The organism is Actinomadura litoris (assembly GCF_009733595.1).
GTDB lineage: Bacteria > Actinomycetota > Actinomycetes > Streptosporangiales > Streptosporangiaceae > Spirillospora > Spirillospora litoris.
Genome location: NZ_WOFH01000021.1, coordinates 65,195 through 85,781, shown reverse-complemented (window position 1 = coordinate 85,781; position 20,587 = coordinate 65,195). Strand labels below are relative to the sequence as shown.

The following is a 20,587-nucleotide window of genomic DNA, read 5'->3' as shown; positions in this document are numbered from 1 at the left end:
GGCAGTGAGCAGTACAGGCGGGGCAGGCAGCGGTACAGGGGACGACGGCAGGCCGTTGCGGCTGGGCACGCGCAAGAGCCTGATGGCGATGACGCAGTCGCAGCAGGTCGCGGACGCCCTGGTGCGGCGTACCGGGCATGCCGTGGAGCTGGTCGGGGTAACGACCGAGGGTGATGTCTCCAAGGCGCTGCTCGCCCAGATCGGCGGGACCGGGGTCTTCGTCAACGGGCTGCGCGAGAAGCTGCTGTCCGGCGAGATCGACTTCGCCGTGCACTCGCTGAAGGACCTGCCCACCGGCGAGGCCGACGGGATCGCGCTCGCCGCGACCCCGGTCCGCGACGACCCGCGCGACGCCCTGTGCGGGCCGGCCAAGCTGTCGGACCTGCCGCTCGGCGCCCGCGTCGGCACCGGCTCGCCGCGCCGCGCCGCGCAGCTGCGCGCGCTGCGTCCCGACCTGGAGGTCGTGCCGATCCGCGGCAACGCCGACACCCGGCTCCGCAAGGTCACGGGCGGTGAGCTGGACGCGGTCGTCCTCGCGCACGCCGGGCTGCGGCGGCTCGGACGGCTGGACGCCGTCGCCGAGGTGTTCGACCCCGACCAGATGCTCCCCGCCCCCGGGCAGGGCTCGCTCGCGCTCGAATGCCGCGCCGACCGGGAGGACCTGCGCGCCCTGCTCGGCAGCGTCGACGACCCGGCCACCCGGCGCGCGATCACCGCCGAGCGGACGGTGCTGGCCGTGCTGGAGGCGGGCTGCTCCGCGCCCGTGGGAACATACGCTGCCGAAGAAGAAGAGAACCTGCGCCTGACCGCGTCCGTCGTCGCCTACGACGGGAGCCGGCAGATCAGGCTGTCCGCCAGCGGCCACCCGCAGCGGGCCGGGGAGCTGGGGCGCGAACTCGCGAACCGGCTGCTCGCCCAGGGGGCCGACCAGTTGATGGGGGAGCGCGACATTGAGCCCCGCTAGCCAGAGCCCGGCGACCCAGCGGGCCGCCGCCAAGACCACGAGACATGTGCCGGTCGGCGGCAGGACGGCCGATCCCGGCACCGTCGCCATCGTCGGCGTCGGCCCCGGCGACCCCGGCCTGCTGACCCTGCGCGCCGCCGCCGAGCTGGAGCGCGCCGACACCGTCATCGTCGGCCGCGCCCACTGCCCCGCCGAGATCCTCGCCTACTGCCGCCCGGACGCCGAGATCATCGACTCCGCCGAGGGCGACCCGGCCAAGCTCGCCGCGCGCGCCGCCAAGGCGGGGCGGCGGGTCGTCCGGCTGTTCCAGGGCGACCCCGGCCTCGGCTGCGGGCTCGCCGACGAGGGCGGCGCGCTGGCGAAGGCGGGCGTCCCGTTCGAGGTCGTCCCGGGCGTGTCGGCGGTGACCGGCGTCCCCGGCTACGCGGGCATCCCGCTGACCGACGCCAAGCACCGCGAGGTCCGGGTCGTGGACGCCTCGCACGGCGGCGTCGACTGGGACCGGTTCGCCGACCCGGCCGCGACGCTGGTGATCCTCGGCGCCGAGGACACGCTCCCCGAGACCGTCAAGGGACTGGTCGCGGCGGGCCGCCCGGCGAGCACCCCCGCCGCGATGACCAGCCTCGGCACCACCACCGAGCAGGAGACCGTCGTCTCGACGCTGCACCGGCTGGTCGCCGACACCAAGGGCATGGAGTCCCCGGCGATGATCATCGTGGGGGACGTGGTCGGCTGGCGCGACCGGCTGTCGTGGTTCGAGACCAAGGCGCTGTTCGGCTGGCGCGTGCTCGTCCCGCGCACCAAGGAGCAGGCCGCCTCGCTGTCGGATCAGCTCCGCGGCTACGGGGCCGTGCCCGACGAGGTCCCGACGATCTCCGTCGAGCCGCCCCGCACGCCCCAGCAGATGGACCGTGCCGTCAAGGGCCTCGTCACCGGGCGGTACGAGTGGGTGGTCTTCACCTCCACCAACGCGGTCAAGGCCGTCCGCGAGAAGTTCGTCGACTACGGCCTGGACGCCCGCGCGTTCGCCGGGCTGAAGGTCGCCGCCGTCGGCGAGCAGACCGCCGCCGCGCTGGTCGAGTTCGGCATCCAGCCCGACCTCACCCCGACCGGGCAGCAGTCCAGCGAGGGCCTGGCCGAGGTGTGGCCGCCCTACGACGAGGACCTCGACCCGATCAACCGGGTGCTACTGCCGCGCGCCGACATCGCCACCGACACCCTCATCGCCCGGCTCACCGAGCTGGGCTGGGAGTGCGAGGACGTGACCGCCTACCGCACCGTCCGGGCCGCGCCGCCGCCCGCGCCGATCCGCGAGGCGATCAAGGGCGGCGGGTTCGACGCGGTGCTGTTCACCTCCTCCTCCACGGTGAAGAACCTCATCGGGATCGCCGGCAAGCCGCACAACGTCACGGTGATCGCCGTCATCGGGCCGCAGACCGCCAAGACCGCCGAGGAGTACGGGCTGCGGGTGGACGTCATGGCCGACCGGCCGTCGGTCTCCGCGCTCGCCGAGGCGCTCGCCGAGTACGGTGCGAAGCGGAGGGCGGCCCAGATCGAGGCGGGGGACCCGCTGCGCAAGCCCAGCCAGATGCGCCGGGGGGCCCGCCGCCGCAAGTAGCCCGGCCGCGAGGCGGCCCGGCCGCACGTAGCCCAGACACGCCCAGAGCTGGAGAAGGACGATGACCGCTCAGTTCCCCGTCGCGCGCCCCCGGCGCCTGCGCCGCACCCCCGCGCTGCGCCGGATGGTCGCCGAGACCCGGCTCAGCCCCGCCGAGCTGGTGCTGCCGATGTTCGTCAAGGAGGGCATCACCGAGCCGCAGCCCATCGCGTCGATGCCGGGCGTGGTGCAGCACACCCGCGACAGCCTCCGCAAGGCCGCGCACGAGGCCGTCGAGGCGGGCGTCGGCGGGCTCATCCTGTTCGGGATCCCCGCCGTGAAGGACGGGGCGGGCTCGGGCGCCGACGACCCGGCCGGGATCGTCCAGCTCGCGCTGCGCGACCTGAGCGCCGACCTCGGCGACGCGACCGTGGTCATGACGGACCTGTGCCTGGACGAGTACACCGACCACGGGCACTGCGGCGTCCTCACCGGCGCGGGCGAGATCGACAACGACGCCACGCTGGAGCGCTACGCCTCGATCGCGGTCGCGCAGGCGGCGGCGGGCTCGGCCGTGATCGGCCCCTCGGGGATGATGGACGGCCAGGTCGGCGCGATCCGCGAGGCCCTCGACGGCGCCGGCTACCAGGACGTCTCCATCCTCGGCTACTCGGTGAAGTACGCCTCGGCCTACTACGGCCCCTTCCGCGAGGCCGCCGAGTGCGCGCCCCAGTTCGGCGACCGCTCCACCCACCAGCAGGACCCGGCCAACGCCGACGAGTCGCTCCGCGAGGTCTTCCTCGACCTCGACGAGGGCGCCGACATGGTCATGGTGAAGCCCGCGGGGGCCTACCTCGACATCGTCCGCCGCGTCCGCGACGCGGTCGACGTGCCCGTCGTCGCCTACCAGGTGAGCGGCGAGTACGCGATGGTCGAGGCCGCCGCCGAGCGGGGCTGGATCGACCGGGAGCGCACGATCCACGAGTCGCTGGTCTCGATGCGCCGCGCGGGCGCCGACATCATCCTGACCTACTGGGCCACCGAGGTGGCCCGCGCGCTCTGATCCGCATGCGCCTTTGACCCCCGGTTACCCAGAATCCCCTAGTTACTTAGGGTGGGTTACCGGGGGTTGCCGTGTGCCCGGGGGCGGAGCGGCGGCATCATCGTCCTAAGAGGAACCCACGGTCGACGTTGGGAAACGGGGGGCGGACATGCTGGCGGTCACGGGGAGCAGGCGGCAGCGGGCGGCGCGCGACCGGATGGCGGCGGCGGCGCTGGAGTACGCCGCGCTGGGCTGGCCGTGCTTCCCCGGGGCGCACCCGCCGGCCGGCGGTGACCGGGCGTGCTCGTGCGACCGGATCGGCTGTCCCGACCCGGGCGCGCACCCGGTGTCGGCCGCGTGGGCGCTGGAGGCGAGCGTCGACCCGGCCGCGATCCGGCGGTGGTGGGCCGAGCGGCCCCGCGCCAACCTGATCCTCCCGACGGGCCGGGTGTTCGACGTGTTCGACGTCCCGGCGGCGGCGGGCGCGCGGGCGCTGGAGCGGATCGCGCGCGAGGACCTGCCGGTCGGGCCCGTCGCGAGCGTCGGCGGCGAGCGGCACCTGTTCTTCGTCGCGACGCGCGGCGCCCCCGCCGACGAGGACGAGTGGTGGTCCTGCCATCTCGACACCTCGCCCGAGACCGTCACCGCGACCCCCGGCATGCGCTGGCACTGCCGCGACAGCTACGTGGTGGCGCCGCCGTCGGTCCTGCCCCACGGGCGGGACGTGGGCTGGCTGCGCGCGCCGGAGCGCGCCGCCGAGGGCGGGGGCCTCCCCGACCCCCTGCGGCTGCTCGAAGTGCTCTCCGACAGCTGCGAGGACGCGGCGGCGGACGCCTGAGCCCGCCTGAGCCCGCCTGAGACCGATTGAGCCCGCCTGAGACCGGCTCAGCCGCCCGGCGCGGGCCGAGGGGTCAGCGCGGGGCCTTGACCGGCGCCGCGTGCCCCCAGCCCGAGTAGGAGACCGAGAGGATCTGCGTGCGCTTCTTCGCGGCGTCCTGCGCGCGGACCCACAGCTTGACGGGCAGCCCGCCGTCCATCCGGACCGCGAAGCTGATCTTGGTGGCGCCGGTCGCGCGGGCCATCTCCGCGTAGAGCGGGCCCGAGCCCGGGTCCTGGGCGAGCCGCGCGGGAGGCGCCTCGCCCTGGTAGACGTCGCCGGACCTGCGCAGCGCCGTCGCCGACCGCAGCAGCGCCGTCATCGCCGGGACGGAGCTGCCCAGCCGGATCTGCTCGGCCAGCGCGGGGTAGCCGCGCCCGCCCGCCGGCGCCTGCCGCCACCGCTTGCCCGCCCGCAGGTACACGACGTCGCGGACGACGACGGCCTGGGCCGCCTTGCGGGTCCCCCCTGCGCCCGACAGCGACATCGAGTACGACGCCGGGCCGCCCTGCACCAGCGTGAAGCCGCCCCGTCCGGCGGCGGGGCCGCCGGCGCCCGTCCGGCGGTAGGTGAACCGGGCGCCGCCGGCCCGCGCGGTCGACTGGTCGATGCTCGCGACGAGCGGCGCCGGGTCCACGCCGCCGGCCGGGAGGCTCGGCTGCGGGGTGCTGCTCTGCGCGGGGGTCGGGTCGGGCGCGGCGGACTCGCCGTCCTTGCCGAGCAGGAGGACGCCCGCCGCGACGACGCCGACCACGACGACGGCCGCCGCCACGGCGATCCACCGGCCGCGCCCGCCGCCCGCCTTGGGCGCCGCGCCCGCCGCCGCGACGATCGGGTTGCGGCCGCTGCCGCGCGCGGGCCTCGGCTTGGGCTCCGGTTGCGCCGCCGCCTGCGCGGCGAGTTCGGTGAGGCGGCCGCGGCCCTGCGCCTCCCAGGACGGCCCGTAGGCCGACACGGCCGCGTCCTCCAGCGCGCCGAGGAAGTCCGCCGCCGACTTCGGACGCTCGTCCGGGTCCTTGGCGAGGCCCTGGGTGATCAGGCCGCGCAGCGGGCCCGGGACCTCCTCGGCGGGGATCGGGCCCTCGCGGTGCAGCTTGGCCATGTTCCGCCCGGCGAACGGCGGGCGCCCGGTCAGGCACTCGAAGAAGACCGCGGTGGCGGCGTAGAGGTCGGTGGCGGCGCTCGCGGGCGCGCCGTCCCACAGCTCGGGCGCCGCGTAGGCCGGGCCCGCGGCCGTCTCGGTGCCGGCGGGCGCCGTCGCGAAGTCGGCGAGGCGGGCGTTGCCCTGCCCGTCCACCAGCACGTTGGACGGCCTGAGCGCGCCGTGCACGATCTCCCGCGCGTGCCCGGCCGCGAGGCCGAGCAGCGTCCCGCCGAGCATCGACAGGGCCGCCAGGGGGCCGGTGGGGCCCTGCGCGGCGAGGATCCGGCGCAGCGCGACGCCCTCGACGCGCTCCATCACGATCGCGGCGCCCTCGGCGGTCTCCACGAAGTCGTAGAGGTCGACCACGTTCGGGTCCTCAAGCTGGGACAGCGGCCGCGAGAGCGCGCGGAACCGCGCCCGGAACGCCTCGTCGGCCTGCCGCCCGCCGAAGTACTTGATGGCGACCTTCGTGCTGGTCAGGTCGTCGACCGCCAGCACCACCCGGCCTGAGGCGCCGCCGCTGAGCTCTCGCTCGTGGGTGAAGCCCGGGACCGTCCAGCCGTCAACCACGGTGAAAGCCATCCCTCCGATCCGGCCGCCGCCGGTGAGAGTCATTGATGCGGGGAAGTTGTGGGGAAGTTACAGGGAAGTGGGGACATAGCAGGCCCACCTCCCGGCGGGTCTCATGTCGTACTTGGTGGAATATCGGCCCGTGCCCGGCGAGGTCAAGGGCAGTCGCCGAACTGCAACTGAGAGGATTGGAGCGTGACTGGAACCGATCGCTCCCAGCAGTTGTTCGACCGCGCCGCCGAGGTCGTCCCCGGCGGCGTGAACTCCCCGGTGCGGGCCTTCGGCGCCGTCGGCGGGACGCCCCGCTTCATGGCGTCCGGGCGCGGCCCGTACCTCACCGACGCCGACGGTAACGAATACGTCGACCTCGTGTGCTCGTGGGGTCCGCTGATCCTCGGGCACGGGCATCCGGCCGTCGTGGACGCGGTGCGCGAGGCGGCGGGGCACGGCACGTCCTACGGGGCGCCGACGCCCGGCGAGGTGGAGCTCGCCGAGGAGATCGTCGCGCGCGCCCCGGTCGCGAAGGTGCGGCTGGTCAACTCCGGCACCGAGGCGACGATGTCGGCGATCCGGCTCGCCCGCGGGTTCACCGGCCGCAGCAAGATCGTGAAGTTCGCGGGCTGCTACCACGGGCACGTCGACTCATTGCTCGCGGCGGCGGGCTCGGGCGTCGCCACCTTCGGGCTGCCCGACACCCCCGGCGTCACCGGCGCGACGACCGCCGACACGATCGTCCTGCCCTACAACGACGTCGCGGCCGTGGAGAGCGCCTTCGACGAGCACGGCCACGAGATCGCCTGTGTGATCACCGAGGCGGTGCCGTGCAACATGGGCGTGGTGCCGCCGCTGCCCGACTTCAACGCGCTGCTGAAGCGGCTCTGCGAGCGCAGCGGCGCGCTGCTGGTGGTCGACGAGGTGCTCACCGGGTTCCGGGCGTCCCGGTCGGGCTGGTACGGGATCGAGGGCGTGCCCGGCGACCTGATGACGTTCGGGAAGGTGATGGGCGGCGGGCTGCCCGCCGCCGCGTTCGGCGGGCGCGCCGACGTCATGGACCACCTCGCCCCCGCCGGGCCCGTCTACCAGGCGGGCACGCTGTCGGGGAACCCGCTCGCCACGGCGGCGGGCCTCGCGACCCTGCGCGGCGCGACCGAGGAGGTGTACGCGGCCGTGGACGCGGCGGCGGCGCTGGTGTCCAGGGCCGCCTCCGAGGCGCTGACCCGGGCGGGCGTCCCGCACCACGCGCAGCACGCCGGGAACCTGTTCTCGATCTTCTTCACCGAGGAGCCCGTCGGCGACTTCGCCGCCGCCCAGCGGCAGGACTCCAAGGCCTACGCGGCGTTCTTCCACGCCGCGCTCGACCGCGGCGTCTACCTGCCGCCGTCGGCGTACGAGGTGTGGTTCCTGTCGGCCGCGCACGACGAGGCGGCGCTGGACCGCGTCCTCGCCGCGCTCCCGCACGCCGCCCGCGCCGCCGCCGTCTCCTGACCCGGCCGGGGCTTGCGGCGGACCCCGGCCGGGAGCCGTTCGGCGGTTCGGCCGATCAGTAGGGGAGGATGTGCAGGGCGTCCCTGGCCCGCGCGACCGAGTCCGGGTGCGGCGCGCGCAGCGGCGCCCGGACGGCGGGGTCGTCGATCACCCCGGCGTCGGCCAGGCACGCCTTGAGCACCGCCGGGGACGGCTCCGCGAACAGGGCCTCCACCAGCGGGTACAGCGCGTCGTGGAAGGTCAGCGCGCGGGTGGTGTTGCAGGTGCGCGACGCCTCGGCCATCGCCGCGAACGCCTCGGGCGCGAGGCACGCCGTTGCGGCGATGGCCCCGCACGCGCCGAGCTGGAGCATCGGGTAGGTGTAGGCGTCGTCGCCGCACAGGATCACCTTGCCCGTGCGGGCGGCGAACAGGGCGAGGGTGTCCTGGTCGATGCCGCCGGGGCAGTGCTTGAGGCCGAGGACGCAGTCGAGCTCCAGCAGCCGCAGCAGCGCCTCGGCGGACAGGTGCTTGCCCGTCCGGTAGGGGATGTTGTAGACGAGCAGCGGCACGTCCACGGCGGCGCCGATCGCGGCGATGTGGTCGATCACGCCGTCGTCGGAGGGGCGCAGGTAGTAGGGGACGACGACGAGCAGCGCGTCGGCGAGCGGGGCGCGCTCGCGGGCCTGCCGGATCGAGTCCTCGGTGCCCATCGTCCCGGCGCCGACGATCAGCGGCGCGCCGTGCTCGGTGGCGACGGCGCGGCCGGTCTCCAGCACCGCCCGCTGCTCGGCGGCCGTCAGCGTGGCCGCCTCGCCGGTGGTGCCCAGCGCCACGAGCCCGGACGCGCCGCCCGTGAGGCAGTGCGCCGCGAGCCTTTCGAGGGACTTGAGGTCGACCTCGCCCGCGCGGGTGAACGGCGTCACCAGGGACGCGTGGATTCCGTGCATGTCTCTCACCTCGTCAGGACGGGTCGGGTCACCCGTACGATGGCCGTGGAACGTTCTATGAGACGCGCGACACCCTTCGCCGGACGGCACGCCCCCGGCGGGGAGCGCGGTTTCCCGCATCGTCCTCGGCGGATAGCTTTAGAACAAGCTAGAACTCTTTGACAGTTCGTTTTAGCATTGCTACATGCTCGATCTGGAACGGCTGCGCGCCCTGCACTCCGTGGCGACCTACGGCTCGGTCAGCGCCGCCGCCGACGTGCTCCACGTCACCACCTCCGCCGTCTCCCAGCAGCTCGCCAAGCTGGAGCGGGAGACCGGCCAGAAGCTGCTCGAACGCAACGGGCGCGGCGTCCGGCTGACCGACGCCGCGCAACTGCTGGTCGCGCACGCCGAGCGGATCCTCTCGCTCGTCGAGCAGGCCCAGTCCGACCTGGAGGCGCACCGCGGCTCCGTCGTCGGGCGGCTCTCCCTCGCCGCGTTCCCGACCGCCGTGCGCGGGCTGATGCCCGCCGCGCTGCGCAGGCTCCGCGCCGAGCACCCCGACCTGCGCGTCCTGCTCCGCGAGGAGGACCCGCTGCAGAGCGGGCCGCTGGTCTCGCGCGGCGACCTCGACCTGGCCGTCGTGCAGGACTGGAACAACGAGCCGCTGCCGCTGCCCGAGGGCCTGTGCAAGGGGGTGATCTGCGCCGACATCGCCGACGTCGCGCTCCCCTCCGACCACCCGCTCGCGGGGCGCGACACGATCGAGCTGAAGGAGCTGGCCGGTGACACTTGGATCAGCTCCTCGCCCGACAGCATCTGCTGCGACTGGCTCCTGCGGACGCTGCGCGCCGTCGACAGCGAGCCTCGCATCGACCACATGGCCTACGAGTTCGCCACCCAGCTCTCGCTCGTCTCGGCCGGGCTCGGCAACGCGATCCTGCCCCGCCTCGGCCGCTGCGACGTCCCGCCGGACGTGGCGGTCGTGCCGCTCGCCGAGCCGCTGACGCGCCGCGTCTACGCGCTCTGGCGGGAGGAGGCGGCGCGCCGCCCGGCGATCCGCGCGGCGGTGAAGGCGCTGCGCTCGGCCGTCCCGGCCGCGGGCTGAGCCGCGGCGGCGGGCGGGGCGCGGCCGGTGGGCCGGGACACCGCCCGGCCTGGGTAATCTGACGGGCGATGACCGAGAAGACGATCGTTCACCTGCTGCGGCACGGTGAGGTGCACAATCCGGACGGGATCCTCTACGGGCGGCTGCCCGGCTACCGGCTGAGCGAGGACGGCGTCCTCATGGCCAAGGCCGCCGCCAAGTGGTTCGGCGACCGGGACGTGACCGCGCTGTTCTCCTCGCCGATGCAGCGGGCCCTGGAGACGGCCGCGCCGCTGGCCGAGGCGTTCGACCTGCCCGTGACGGTGGACGACCGGCTGATCGAGGCCGAGAACCACTTCGAGGGGCTGACGTTCGGGGCGGGCGCGGGGTCGCTGCGCCGTCCCGAGCACTGGCGCCACCTGGTCAACCCGTTCCGCCCGTCGTGGGGCGAGCCCTACCGGGACCTCGCCGCCCGGATGCGCGCGGCGGTGATCAGGGCCAGGGAGGCCGGACGCGGCCACGAGGCGGTGTGCGTGAGCCACCAGCTCCCGGTGTGGATCCTGCGGCTGCACGCCGAGCACCGCAGGCTCTGGCACCATCCGAACAAGCGCGAATGCGCCCTGGCCAGCGTCACGAGCCTCACGTTCGAGGGCAGCCGGCTCGTGGAGGTCGCCTACAGCGAGCCCGCCGCGGGGCTCGCGAAGGGGCCCAGTGTCGCGGGTGCCTGAGGGCACCGCTACCGTTTGTACTACGTCCTGTAGTAGTAGGAGGGTCCGTTGAACCCCCGACTTTCCCCCGCGCGCGCCGGAGCCGCCGCCGTCGCGCTCTGCGGGCTGCTCGCCGGCTGCGCCGGGACGAGCGCCTCCGAGAACGGCGCCGGCGGCAACGACAACCGCTTCATCTCGGGCAACGGGAACGTCACGGAGTTCAAGCCCGGCGACCGCAAGAGCGTCCAGGACGTCGAGGCCGAGGGCCTCGCCGGCGGCCGGCACCGCCTCGCCGACCTCAAGGGCAAGGTCGTCGTCGTGAACTTCTGGGCGTCCTGGTGCGCGCCCTGCCGCGGCGAGGCCCCCTCGCTGGAGCAGGTCTACAGCGAGAACAAGGCGAAGGGCGTGGAGTTCCTCGGCGTCAACTTCAAGGACGCCAAGGAGAACGGCAAGGCCTTCGAGCGCAAGTTCAAGGTCACCTACCCGAGCATGTTCGACGCGGACGGGCGGGTCACGCTCGCCTTCCGCGAGGTCCCGCCGAGCGCGATCCCGAGCACCCTCGTCCTCGACCGGCAGGGCCGCATCGCGGCCCGCGTCATCGGCGCCACGACCTACTCCAAGCTCGGTCCGCTGGTCGCCAAGACCCTCGCGGAGAAGTGAGCCCGCCATGATCCCCGGAAGCGGCGCGGGCCGATGAGCGCCGCCGAGACCGTCACGAGCGGGTCGCTGCTCGCGGCCGCGCCGCTGGCCGCGCTGGCCGGGCTGGTCTCGTTCGCCTCGCCGTGCGTGCTGCCGCTCGTCCCGGGCTACCTGTCGTATGTGACCGGCATGTCCGGCGCCGACCTCGCCGAGCAGCGGCGCGGCCGGCTGCTGGCGGGCGTGTCGCTGTTCATCGCGGGCTTCAGCCTCGTGTTCGTCAGCTACGGCGTGCTGTTCGGCGGGCTCGGCCGGTGGCTGCTGGAGTACCAGGACCCGATCACCCGCGTCCTCGGCGTCGTCACGATCGTGTTCGGGCTGGCGTTCATGGGGTTCGTCCCCGGCCTCCAGTGGACGCTCAAGTCCGGCAGGATGCCCGCGGCCGGGCTGGCCGGGGCGCCGCTGCTCGGCGTCCTGTTCGGGCTCGGCTGGACGCCGTGCATCGGCCCGACGCTCGGCGCCGTCCAGGGCCTGGCGATCACGGAGGCGAGCGCCGGGCGCGGCGCGCTACTGTCGCTGGCGTACTGCGCGGGCCTCGGGCTGCCGTTCGTGGTCACCGCGATCGCCTACCGGCGCGCGCTCGGCGCGTTCGGCGCGGTGAAGCGGCACTACCCCCTCGTGATGCGCACCGGCGGCGGGATGCTGGTGCTCATCGGGGTGCTGCTGGTGAGCGGCCTGTGGGGCGATCTGACCATCGAGCTGAGGTCGTGGATCAGCGGCTTCGAACCGGTTATCTGAGATGGGCGAGACGACGGACGAGATCACGGACGAGGCCATCGCCGCCGCCGAGGGCGCCGAGGCCGCCGAGGGTGAGGCGGGGACGCGGGCGCCCACCGCCCGGCAGGCCCCCGGGGAGGTGCCCCGGCCCACCGGCATCGGCCCGCTCGGCTGGCTGCGCTGGGGCTGGCGGCAGCTCACCACGATGCGCACGGCGCTGATCCTGCTGTTCCTGGTCGCGCTGGGCGCGGTGCCGAGTTCGATCTTCCCGCAGCGCGACCAGGCGCCGGAGAAGGTCGCCAAGTACGTCGAGGACCACAAGACCCTCGCGCCCTGGCTCGACCGCTTCTCGCTGTTCGACGTGTTCTCCGCGCCCTGGTTCGCGGCGATCTACATCCTGCTGTTCGTGTCGCTGGCGGGCTGCGTGGTCCCGCGCGCCGTCAAGCACTACCGGTCGATGCGGGCGCGGCCCCCGGCGGCGCCCCGCAACCTCGGGCGGCTGCCGCAGTCGGCGTCCTACGAGACCGACGACGCGCCCGAGGACGTCCTCGCCGAGGCGCGCCGGGTGCTGCGCGGCCGCCGGTTCCGCGTGGACGTCTCGGGGGGCGCCGCGTCCGCCGAGAAGGGGTACCTGGGCGAGACCGGCAACCTGCTGTTCCACCTGGCGCTGCTGGCCCTGCTGTTCGCGCTCGGCCTCGGCAACCTGTTCGGCTACCGCGGCAACATCCTGCTGACCGAGGGCAAGTCGTTCGCGAACTCGCTGAGCCAGTACGACGACTTCAAGCCCGGACGCGCGTTCGGCGGCGACGACCTCTCGCCGTTCTCGATCACGCTGGACGACTTCACCGCCACCTACGAGACCAAGGGCGACAAGCGCGGCCAGGCCACCGACTTCCACGCCAAGATCCGCTACCGGAACTCCCCCGGGGCGAAGGAGAAGAGCTGGGACCTGCGGCTCAACCACCCGCTGAAGGTCGGCGGCGCCAAGCTCTACCTGCTCGGGCACGGGTACGCGCCGGTGTTCACCGTCCGCGACGGCAAGGGGAACATCGCCTTCCAGGACGCGGTGCCCTTCCTGCCGATGGAGCCGCGCAACCTCACCTCCGAGGGCGTCATCAAGGCGCCCGACGCCGAGCCCGAGCAGCTCGCCTTCTACGCGATCCTGTGGCCGACGGCGATGGCCAGCGAGGACCGGAAGCAGATCGTCTCGGCCTTCCCCGGGCCGATCCGCCCGGTCGTGACGATCTCCTCGTTCAAGGGCGACATCGGGCTCGACTCCGGCACCCCCCAGTCGGTCTACAAGCTGGAGGGCGTCGGCAAGACGCTCCAGCCCGTCAAGGACGGGCAGAAGCTGCTGGAGCCGGGCGAGTCGTTCAAGCTCCCCGGGAACGCGGGGACGATCACCTTCGACGGCCTCCGCGAGTACACGACGATGTCGGTCAACCGCGACCCGGGACGCCTGCCCGCACTGGTCGCGGCCGTGCTCGCGGTGCTCGGCGTGGCGACCTCGTTCATGGTCAGGCGCCGCAGGGTGTGGGTCCGTGCGAGCGCCGGGAAGGGCGGGCGTACGGTGGTGGAGGTCGGCGGCCTCACGCTCGGGAACCCGACCTCGGAGTTCGACGACATCGTGACCGCGCTGCGCGGTCCCGGGCACGAGGCGCCGGAGGCCGAGCCCGCGCCGGAGAACGAGCCGCAGAACGAGCCGGAAACCGCTGAGACCGAGGCCGAGGCGGGACCGGCCGGGCACGACCCCGACACAGAACCGAAGGAGTGACGAGGGTGGGCGACGCCGACCTCGCGAACCTGAGCGACAAGCTCATGCTGACCACGGTGGTGCTCTACATCATCGCGCTGTTCGCCTACGCCGCGGACCTCGGCTTCGGCCGCCGCCGCTCGGCCGCGCTGGTGGCCGAGAAGGCCGAGGCGAAGGTCCTGGTGGGCGCCGGCGCCGCCGCCCCGACCCCGGCCGAGGGGGCGGCCGAGGAGGCCGCCGCCCCCGGGAGGCCGGACGGCGGGCGCCGCCAGGCCGACTGGGCGCGCCTCGGCGTCGTGCTGAACCTGCTGGGCTGGGCCGCGCACCTCGGCATGCTGGTGACGCGGGGGCTGTCGGCCGACCGCTGGCCGTGGGCGAACATGTACGAGTTCCTCGCCGCGATCGCCTTCGCCGCCGTCACCGCGTTCCTCGTCGTGATGTGGCGCTACCAGGCGCGGTTCCTCGGCGCGTTCGTGATGGTCGCCGCCGTGGTCGCGCTCGGCATCGACAACCTGTGGCTGTACGACTCGGTCGGCCCGGTGAGCCCGGCGCTGAACTCCTACTGGATCGCCATCCACGTGACCGCCGCGATCACCGCGACCGGCGCGTTCACCGTCGCCGGCGCGGCCACGATCCTGTACCTGGTCAAGTCGCGGGCGCAGGAGCGCGGCGGCGTCGCCGAGGGCGGGGTGCTCGCGCGGATCCCGGCCGTCGAGGCCCTGGACCGGCTGTGCCTGCGCGTGACGATGTTCGCGTTCCCGATCTGGACGGCCGCGATCATCATGGGCGCGATCTGGGCGGACGAGGCGTGGGGCCGCTACTGGGGCTGGGACCCCAAGGAGACCTGGTCGTTCGTCATCTGGATCGGCTACGCGGCCTACCTGCACGCGCGGTCCACGGCGGGCTGGAAGGGGCGCAAGGCCGCGATCCTCTCGCTGATCGCCTTCGCCGCGCTGCTGTTCAACTTCTTCGGCGTGAACTACATGTTCTCCGGACTGCACTCCTACGCTTGATATTCACGGCTGATATTCACGGCCAACGGGGGGACCGCGGCGGCGGTCCCCCCGTTGTCGTGTTCGCGGAACCGCGTCATCAGCGGATACGTCCCTGGCCTGAGGGCAGCGGGTGACCGGTGGGGATGACGCGGTGTCGGGTTCCGGCTTACCCTGCCTCCGGGACCCGGACGCTCGTCGACCCCCGCCGGGGTCCCGCCGACAGAGGAGCCCGATGCGCTTCAAAGGCATCCACCGCAAGCCCCGGGAGCTGAGGAATCGGGAGGCCTCCCGGGGCCGGCGGACCGACTGGAACGACCCGTCCGACCGGAACGACCCGACCGACTGGAACGACCGTCCGGGCGACACCGCGTACTCGCCCTCGCCGCCCGACTCGGGCGGACCCCCCGAGGCCGGACGCGTGCGCCCGCGCGGCAGCCAGCCGCGCGACCGGTTCGGCCGGTTCCGCAAGGCGGGGCGCGACGACGAGTTCACCGCCGGCCCCGACCGCCCGGACGAGGCCCGTCCGGGCGACGCGCCCGAGGGCGTCGTGGGCCGCTACGGGCGGCGCCGCCCCGGCGGCGGGGCGCGCGACCACGCGCTGCGCGCCTTCGAACTCGACGACGACACGCTCCGCGTGGAGCCCTACCCGCCGGGCATGCCGCACGTCGCCGACGGCCGCCGGCACTGCGGCGTCCTGGAGGGCGTGCTGTACCGGCAGTGGGACGCCCGGCTCGGCCCGCCCACCCCCGAGGTGATCCGCGCCGTGGACAGCCTCGCCGGGCTGCCCGCGCCGCTCAAGGAGAAGCTCGCGGCCGGGCTCGACGGCATCTACGTCGGCCCCGGCGGCGTCCCGCAACTCGACGACATGGGCCACCTGCGCGACCGCCCGCTGCCGTCCGGCCGCGCGACGTGGGACATCTGCGCGGGCGCCTACGGCGACCGCAAGATCGTCGTGGGCGACCGGCCGTCGCCCACGCCCGACGTCATGCTGCACGAGGTCGGGCACGCGCTCGACGACATCGACGGCGACGACGGCGCGTGGACCTCCGACAGCCCCGCGTTCGTCGCGCTGTACGAGCAGTGCCTTCCGCACCTGGCCAGCGACTTCCACCGGCAGCCCGACGCGCTCGGCCGCCGCGAGTTCTTCGCGGACGCGTTCGCGGCGATCTCGTCCCGGCAGCGTCCCGCGCTGGTCGATATGCTCGCCGGCAACATCCGGACGGCACTTGAGGTCATGCTCTTCTTCAACCGCAGATACGGGATCTAGGACCCCCGATGGCCCCGACGCACACCGATGCACACCAAGGGTGATCGACGATGCAGGTGATCCGGCTCCCCGACGGCAGGCTCCGGGTACCCCACAGCGTCCTCGCCGACACCGGCGCGGACGAGCCGGGCCGCGGGCGGATCATCGCTGACGCCTACGTCGAGATCGGTCCGGACGATCCCGACTACGACCGGCTGCTCGACCAGTCGCTCACCGAGGACGAGCTGGCGGAGCGACGGCGGCGCTGGCGCGACGAGGACGCGGAGCTCCTCAGACGATTCGAGGAGTGGAAGGCGGACCGGACGGAGGACTAGGGCGCTTCCCCGTGAGGCGCCCTTCCCGCCGTGCGACGGTCCGGAAAAAAGTTCCGGGACGATGCCGGGACGGTAAGGTCAGCGTGCCGAGTGCTCGGCGACCGGCTCCTCGCCGCGCAGCAGCGCGTGCACCTCGGACTCGCGGAAGCGGCGGTGGCCTCCGGGAGTGCGGATGCTGCTGATCCGGCCCGCCGCGGCCCATCGTGTGACCGTCTTCGGATCGACCCGGAAGAGGGCGGCGACCTCTCCTGGGGTGAGCAGGCGCTCGCTCGTGCTCTCCACGTTTTCTCTCCCCCTTTGTCCCGCTCTCGTCGCGGGTGGACTGTTTACAGTGTGGCGGTTCAAGACCGATTTCTCCCTTGTTTTCGGAAAACATCACGCTGGGTAGTCGCATGACCTGCCGTGATGACCTGATGTGCTCGCGGGGTCGCTCGCAGCGGCCATCGGACCCCCGGCTGACCAGCCGTGTCACGCTCGCGACGCAGGGTTGACCGGGAGGCGGCGCGCGGGCGGCGGCGAAGCGAATAGTCTCCGGATCATGTCTAGTCTCCGGACCACGTCCGATCTCGTCTCGCTGGCCGAGATCGAGGGCGCGGCCGAGCGGCTCGCGGGGATCACCGTCCGGACGCCGCTCGTCCCGTTCCCGCTCCCGCCTGGTGCTCCCGCGCTGCTCGTCAAGCCCGAGTCGTTGCAGCCGGTCGGCGCGTTCAAGCTGCGCGGCGCGTACGCCGCCATCTCCTCTCTCCCGGATGACGTTCGGAAGCGGGGGGTCGTGACGCACTCCAGCGGCAACCACGCGCGCGCCGTCGCCTACACCGCCCGCGAGCTGGGGATCCGCGCCGTCCTGGTGATGCCGCACACCACGCCCGCCGTGAAGGTCGACGCGTGCCGGGAGCTCGGCGCCGAGGTCGTGTACGTCGAGCCGACCGCCGAGGCGCGCGTCGAGACGGCGGACCGGCTCGCGAACGCGCACGGCTTCACGATGATCCCGCCCTACGACGACCCGCGCGTGATCGCGGGCCAGGGCACGGTCGGCCTGGAGATCGTCCAGGACCGCCCGGACGTGGACGTCGTGCTCGTCCCGATCAGCGGCGGCGGCCTCGTCTCAGGCGTCGCGGCGGCCGTCAAGGCGCTGCGGCCGCGGGCGCGGGTCATCGGCGTCGAGCCGGAGCTGGCCGCCGACGCCCGCGACTCGCTGCGCCTCGGCCGGCCCGTCTCCTGGACGGCCGAGGACACCGGCCGCACCATCGCCGACGGCCTGCGCGTCCAGCGGGTGGGGGACCTCCCCTTCGCCCACATCCAGGCGCTCGTGGACGGCATCGTCACCGTCACCGAGGACGAGATCAAGGCGACGATGCGCCGCCTCGCCCGCGAGACCCGCCTGGTCTCCGAGCCGTCGGGCGCGGTGGCCACCGCCGCCTACCTGCACCACCGCGACGAACTCCCCGAGGGCGCGGCCTACGCGTCGGTGCTGTCGGGCGGCAACGTCGACCCGGCCCTGTTCCAGGAGGTGTACGCCTGACCTGCCGCGGGGTCGCGAGAGGGCGGGGGTAGGCTTTGCGGTGTCATGCGTTCCGTATTCTTCTACACCGCCGCGCGGTTGATGATCTTCGTGGCCACCGCGGGCGTGCTGGCGCTGCTCGGAACCCGCGGGTTCCCCCTCGTCCTGCTGGCACTGCTGATCAGCGGCATCGTCAGCTTCGTCCTGCTGTCGGGCCAGCGCGACCGGATGTCGGCGGCCGTGCTGACCGGCGTCCGCGACCGGCGCCGGAGGTTCGAGCGGGCACGTACCAAGGAAGACGCGTAGCACTACCCGGCGTGGGCGGTGCGCGGCGGTGGTTCCGCTAGCTCTTAGGGTGGACCCATGACCCGCGCCTCACTCGACAAGCAGCCCGCCGACGTGGCGGCGATGTTCGACGGCACCGCCGAGCGCTACGACCTGCTGAACACCCTGATGACCGGCGGCCAGGACCGGCGCTGGCGCAGGGCGGTCGTCGCGGCGGTGGACGCGCGGCCCGGCGAGCGGGTCCTCGACCTCGCGGCCGGGACGGGCACCTCCTCGGTGCCGTTCGCCGAGGCCGGGGCCGACACGGTGGCGTGCGACTTCTCCCTCGGCATGCTGCGGGTCGGGACGCGGCGCCAGGCCGGCGTCGAGCGGCTCAGCTTCGTCGCGGGCGACGCGCTGCGGCTCCCCTTCGCGAGCGGCTCGTTCGACGCCGTCACCATCTCCTTCGGGCTCCGCAACGTCGCCGACACCGGCGCGGCGCTGCGCGAGCTGCGGCGGGTGGCCAAGCCGGGCGGGCGGCTGCTGGTGTGTGAGGTCAGTCACCCTCCGAACACGCTGCTCGCGCTCGGCCACAAGGCGCACCTGCGGTACGGGCTGCCGCTGCTCGCGCGGGTCAGCTCCAACCCCGGCTCCTACACCTATCTCGCCGAGTCGACGCTGGCGTGGCCCGGCCAGGCGGCGCTGGCGCGGCTGATCCAGGACGCCGGGTGGACGTCGGTGCGATGGCGCGACCTCACGTTCGGGGTCGCGGCGCTGCACCACGCCACCAATCCGGGATGACCGGGACGGCAGGTGGTTCGGGGACCGCTCCATATTTGGATCGGCCCAGAAGTACCCACCAGTCGTGATAAAGGAATAGACTCCCCACCGGATCCTTGTGAAGTACTTCACAAGCGAACGAGCTGAAGAGGAAAGCCGTGACCGACTCGACCCGACACGCGGACGTCATCGTCGTCGGGGCCGGCCCCGCCGGGGCCTCGACCGCCTACTGGCTGGCCCAGGCCGGCCTCAGCGTGCTGCTGCTGGAGAAGGCGACGTTCCCGCGCGACAAGATCTGCGGTGACGGGCTCACCCCGCGTGCGGTCCGCGCCCTGATCGGCATGGGCGTGGACGTCAACGATCCGGGGTGGGGGCGCAACAAGGGCCTGCGGATCTACGGCGGCGGGGTCAAGGTCGAGCTGCCCTGGCCCGAGCTCGCGAGCTTCCCCGACTTCGGGCTCGTCCGCAAGCGCGCCGACTTCGACCAGCTCCTCGCCGAGCACGCCGCCAAGGCCGGCGCCCGGCTGCTCCAGGGCTGCACGGTCACCGGCCCGATCCTGGACGAGCGCACCGACCGCATCACCGGCGTCACCGCCACCTACGAGGGCGAGGAGACGTCCTTCCACGCGCCGCTCGTCGTCGCGGCCGACGGCAACTCCACCCGGCTCTCGCTGGCGATGGGCCTGCGCCGCCGCTCCGACCGCCCGATGGGCGTCGCGGTCCGCCGCTACTTCGAGACGCCCCGCCACGACGACGACTACATGGAGGCGTGGCTGGAGCTGTGGGACGGCGAGCGCCTGCTCCCCGGCTACGGCTGGGTGTTCGGCGTCGGCGACGGCACCTCCAACGTGGGCCTCGGCCTGCTCAACACGAGCAAGGCGTTCCAGAACGTCGACTACCGGGGCATGCTGCGGCGCTGGTGCGCGCAGATGCCCGCGGAGTGGCGGTTCTCGGAGGAGCACGCCACGTCCAAGATCCGCGGCGCCGCGCTGCCGATGGGCTTCAACCGGCAGCCGCACTACACCCGGGGCATGCTGCTCGTCGGCGACGCCGGGGGCATGATCAACCCGTTCAACGGCGAGGGCATCGACTACGCGCTGGAGTCCGGCCGGCTGGCCGCCGACATCATGGTGCAGGCGCTCGCCCGCCGCACCCCGGCGCAGCGCGAGCGGACCCTGTACGAGTACCCGCGCATCCTGAAGGACGAGCACGGCGGCTACTTCACGCTGGCGCGGGTGTTCGTCCAGGCCATCGGCGACCCGCGCGTGATGAAGTTCCTCACCGCGCACGGCCTGCCGCATCCGACGCTGATGCGCTTCACGCTCAAGCTGCTCGCCAACCTGACCGACCCGAAGGGCGGCGACGCGATGGACCGGGTCATCAACGCGATGCAGAAGGTGGCCCCGGCAGCATGAGCGCACACACGGGCGCACACAGGCAGGGGCCGCCAGCGACCCCGACCCGGAGGGGAGTGCTATTGACCACCTTGGCTAGGGTGGCGGACCGCGGAGGCGCCGCCCCGTATCGCGTCGCAGGTTCGAGAGGGAGGCGGTAGAGACATGGATCTCTATATCCCGATCATCGTGCTGGGGGTGCTCGCGTTCGTGTTCGCCGCCGGTTCGGTGGCGATGGCCTCGCTGACGGGGCCCAAGCGCTGGAACCGGGCCCGGTTGGACGCCTACGAGTGCGGCATCGAGCCGACGCCGCAGCCGGTGGGCGGCGGCCGTTTCCCGATCAAGTACTACCTGACGGCGATGCTGTTCATCGTCTTCGACATTGAGATCATCTTCCTGTACCCCTGGGCGGTCGCGTTCGACCGGATGGGGATCTTCGGCCTTGTGGAGATGGTCCTTTTCATCGTCACCGTGCTTGTGGCGTACGCCTACATCTGGCGGCGCGGCGGTCTGGAGTGGGACTGAC

At 73.4% G+C, this 20,587-nt stretch carries 21 protein-coding genes; 18 read left to right on the top strand and 3 right to left on the bottom strand.

From position 1 onward, the window contains the following. Positions 1-4 precede the first annotated feature (4 nt). From hemC to GNZ18_RS38745, 4 genes are all read left to right on the top strand, one after another. The gene (gene hemC / locus GNZ18_RS38760) at positions 5-964 is read left to right on the top strand and encodes a hydroxymethylbilane synthase (protein WP_312875001.1); all 960 of its coding nucleotides are present in this window, start codon (positions 5-7) and stop codon (positions 962-964) included. Positions 965-1,010: 46 nt separating this feature from the next. After that, complete coding sequence (locus GNZ18_RS38755) at positions 1,011-2,582, top strand: bifunctional uroporphyrinogen-III C-methyltransferase/uroporphyrinogen-III synthase (RefSeq protein WP_308166126.1); 1,572 nt, start codon at positions 1,011-1,013, stop codon at positions 2,580-2,582. Positions 2,583-2,643: 61 nt separating this feature from the next. Next, the gene (hemB, locus tag GNZ18_RS38750) at positions 2,644-3,624 is read left to right on the top strand and encodes a porphobilinogen synthase (protein WP_156222204.1); all 981 of its coding nucleotides are present in this window, start codon (positions 2,644-2,646) and stop codon (positions 3,622-3,624) included. 148 nt (positions 3,625-3,772) lie between these two features. Further along, a complete protein-coding gene (locus GNZ18_RS38745; protein WP_156222202.1) occupies positions 3,773-4,441 on the top strand; it encodes a bifunctional DNA primase/polymerase in 669 nt (222 codons plus the stop codon). Positions 4,442-4,514: 73 nt separating this feature from the next. Here the strand turns inward: GNZ18_RS38745 and GNZ18_RS38740 are convergent, their stop codons facing one another. Continuing rightward, complete coding sequence (locus GNZ18_RS38740) at positions 4,515-6,206, bottom strand: serine/threonine-protein kinase (RefSeq protein WP_173391016.1); 1,692 nt, start codon at positions 6,204-6,206, stop codon at positions 4,515-4,517. Between the two features lie 183 nt (positions 6,207-6,389). On the opposite strand from GNZ18_RS38740, the gene hemL reads away from it, so the two are divergent. Then, entirely contained in the window at positions 6,390-7,679 is a 1,290-nt protein-coding gene (gene hemL / locus GNZ18_RS38735) for a glutamate-1-semialdehyde 2,1-aminomutase (RefSeq protein ID WP_312875000.1), read from the top strand. A 55-nt stretch (positions 7,680-7,734) separates the two neighbouring features. Here the strand turns inward: hemL and dapA are convergent, their stop codons facing one another. After that, on the bottom strand, positions 7,735-8,607 hold the full coding sequence (gene dapA / locus GNZ18_RS38730) for a 4-hydroxy-tetrahydrodipicolinate synthase (protein ID WP_173391015.1): 873 nt from the start codon (positions 8,605-8,607) through the stop codon (positions 7,735-7,737). 184 nt (positions 8,608-8,791) lie between these two features. Here dapA and GNZ18_RS38725 point away from each other — a divergent pair, with 184 nt between their 5' ends. The 8 genes from GNZ18_RS38725 to GNZ18_RS38690 all read left to right on the top strand — a co-directional run bounded on the left by GNZ18_RS38725 (position 8,792) and on the right by GNZ18_RS38690 (position 16,122). Further along, complete coding sequence (locus GNZ18_RS38725) at positions 8,792-9,694, top strand: LysR family transcriptional regulator (RefSeq protein WP_156222196.1); 903 nt, start codon at positions 8,792-8,794, stop codon at positions 9,692-9,694. A 68-nt stretch (positions 9,695-9,762) separates the two neighbouring features. After that, the gene (locus GNZ18_RS38720; RefSeq protein ID WP_156222194.1) at positions 9,763-10,401 is read left to right on the top strand and encodes a histidine phosphatase family protein; all 639 of its coding nucleotides are present in this window, start codon (positions 9,763-9,765) and stop codon (positions 10,399-10,401) included. 48 nt (positions 10,402-10,449) lie between these two features. Next, positions 10,450-11,040, top strand: coding sequence for a TlpA family protein disulfide reductase (locus GNZ18_RS38715; RefSeq protein ID WP_156222192.1), 591 nt, complete (start codon positions 10,450-10,452; stop codon positions 11,038-11,040). Between the two features lie 33 nt (positions 11,041-11,073). After that, positions 11,074-11,814 (top strand): cytochrome c biogenesis CcdA family protein, encoded by a 741-nt coding sequence (locus tag GNZ18_RS38710; protein ID WP_156222190.1) that lies wholly within the window; start codon positions 11,074-11,076, stop codon positions 11,812-11,814. A 1-nt stretch (position 11,815) separates the two neighbouring features. Further along, positions 11,816-13,567 carry a cytochrome c biogenesis protein ResB gene (gene resB, locus GNZ18_RS38705; protein WP_156222188.1) on the top strand — a complete coding sequence of 584 codons (1,752 nt, stop codon included), beginning with the start codon at positions 11,816-11,818 and terminating at the stop codon, positions 13,565-13,567. 5 nt (positions 13,568-13,572) lie between these two features. Next, positions 13,573-14,559 carry a c-type cytochrome biogenesis protein CcsB gene (gene ccsB, locus GNZ18_RS38700; protein ID WP_312874999.1) on the top strand — a complete coding sequence of 329 codons (987 nt, stop codon included), beginning with the start codon at positions 13,573-13,575 and terminating at the stop codon, positions 14,557-14,559. 214 nt (positions 14,560-14,773) lie between these two features. Then, positions 14,774-15,808 carry a hypothetical protein gene (locus tag GNZ18_RS38695; protein ID WP_156222186.1) on the top strand — a complete coding sequence of 345 codons (1,035 nt, stop codon included), beginning with the start codon at positions 14,774-14,776 and terminating at the stop codon, positions 15,806-15,808. Between the two features lie 50 nt (positions 15,809-15,858). Then, a complete protein-coding gene (locus GNZ18_RS38690; RefSeq protein ID WP_156222184.1) occupies positions 15,859-16,122 on the top strand; it encodes a hypothetical protein in 264 nt (87 codons plus the stop codon). Between the two features lie 78 nt (positions 16,123-16,200). On the opposite strand, the gene GNZ18_RS38685 is transcribed toward GNZ18_RS38690, so the two are convergent. Then, complete coding sequence (locus tag GNZ18_RS38685) at positions 16,201-16,404, bottom strand: BldC family transcriptional regulator (protein WP_021593176.1); 204 nt, start codon at positions 16,402-16,404, stop codon at positions 16,201-16,203. 256 nt (positions 16,405-16,660) lie between these two features. Between GNZ18_RS38685 and GNZ18_RS38680 the strand changes: the two genes are divergently transcribed. The 5 genes from GNZ18_RS38680 to GNZ18_RS38660 all read left to right on the top strand — a co-directional run bounded on the left by GNZ18_RS38680 (position 16,661) and on the right by GNZ18_RS38660 (position 20,586). After that, positions 16,661-17,644 (top strand): threonine ammonia-lyase, encoded by a 984-nt coding sequence (locus GNZ18_RS38680; protein ID WP_156222182.1) that lies wholly within the window; start codon positions 16,661-16,663, stop codon positions 17,642-17,644. A 45-nt stretch (positions 17,645-17,689) separates the two neighbouring features. Next, positions 17,690-17,929, top strand: coding sequence for a DUF4229 domain-containing protein (locus GNZ18_RS38675; RefSeq protein ID WP_156222180.1), 240 nt, complete (start codon positions 17,690-17,692; stop codon positions 17,927-17,929). 57 nt (positions 17,930-17,986) lie between these two features. Then, positions 17,987-18,688: a demethylmenaquinone methyltransferase gene (locus tag GNZ18_RS38670; RefSeq protein ID WP_156222178.1), complete on the top strand. Its 702-nt coding sequence runs from the start codon at positions 17,987-17,989 to the stop codon at positions 18,686-18,688. Between the two features lie 137 nt (positions 18,689-18,825). After that, positions 18,826-20,082, top strand: coding sequence for a geranylgeranyl reductase family protein (locus GNZ18_RS38665; protein WP_242891817.1), 1,257 nt, complete (start codon positions 18,826-18,828; stop codon positions 20,080-20,082). A gap of 144 nt (positions 20,083-20,226) precedes the next feature. Further along, a complete protein-coding gene (locus tag GNZ18_RS38660) occupies positions 20,227-20,586 on the top strand; it encodes an NADH-quinone oxidoreductase subunit A (RefSeq protein ID WP_156222174.1) in 360 nt (119 codons plus the stop codon). The last annotated feature ends 1 nt before the right edge of the window (position 20,587 follow it).

Excerpts from the sequence above, each read along its gene's own strand:
- GNZ18_RS38725 (WP_156222196.1), top strand. The coding sequence starts at position 8,792 with ATGCTCGATCTGGAACGGCTGCGCGCCCTGCACTCCGTGGCGACCTAC.
- GNZ18_RS38695 (WP_156222186.1), top strand. The coding sequence starts at position 14,774 with ATGCGCTTCAAAGGCATCCACCGCAAGCCCCGGGAGCTGAGGAATCGG.
- resB (WP_156222188.1), top strand. The coding sequence starts at position 11,816 with ATGGGCGAGACGACGGACGAGATCACGGACGAGGCCATCGCCGCCGCC.
- GNZ18_RS38710 (WP_156222190.1), top strand. The coding sequence starts at position 11,074 with ATGAGCGCCGCCGAGACCGTCACGAGCGGGTCGCTGCTCGCGGCCGCG.
- GNZ18_RS38680 (WP_156222182.1), top strand. The coding sequence starts at position 16,661 with ATGTCTAGTCTCCGGACCACGTCCGATCTCGTCTCGCTGGCCGAGATC.
- GNZ18_RS38660 (WP_156222174.1), top strand. The coding sequence starts at position 20,227 with ATGGATCTCTATATCCCGATCATCGTGCTGGGGGTGCTCGCGTTCGTG.
- hemB (WP_156222204.1), top strand. The coding sequence starts at position 2,644 with ATGACCGCTCAGTTCCCCGTCGCGCGCCCCCGGCGCCTGCGCCGCACC.
- dapA (WP_173391015.1), bottom strand. The coding sequence starts at position 8,607 with ATGCACGGAATCCACGCGTCCCTGGTGACGCCGTTCACCCGCGCGGGC.
- GNZ18_RS38675 (WP_156222180.1), top strand. The coding sequence starts at position 17,690 with ATGCGTTCCGTATTCTTCTACACCGCCGCGCGGTTGATGATCTTCGTG.
- GNZ18_RS38745 (WP_156222202.1), top strand. The coding sequence starts at position 3,773 with ATGCTGGCGGTCACGGGGAGCAGGCGGCAGCGGGCGGCGCGCGACCGG.
- GNZ18_RS38690 (WP_156222184.1), top strand. The coding sequence starts at position 15,859 with ATGCAGGTGATCCGGCTCCCCGACGGCAGGCTCCGGGTACCCCACAGC.
- GNZ18_RS38670 (WP_156222178.1), top strand. The coding sequence starts at position 17,987 with ATGACCCGCGCCTCACTCGACAAGCAGCCCGCCGACGTGGCGGCGATG.
- GNZ18_RS38740 (WP_173391016.1), bottom strand. The coding sequence starts at position 6,206 with ATGGCTTTCACCGTGGTTGACGGCTGGACGGTCCCGGGCTTCACCCAC.
- GNZ18_RS38720 (WP_156222194.1), top strand. The coding sequence starts at position 9,763 with ATGACCGAGAAGACGATCGTTCACCTGCTGCGGCACGGTGAGGTGCAC.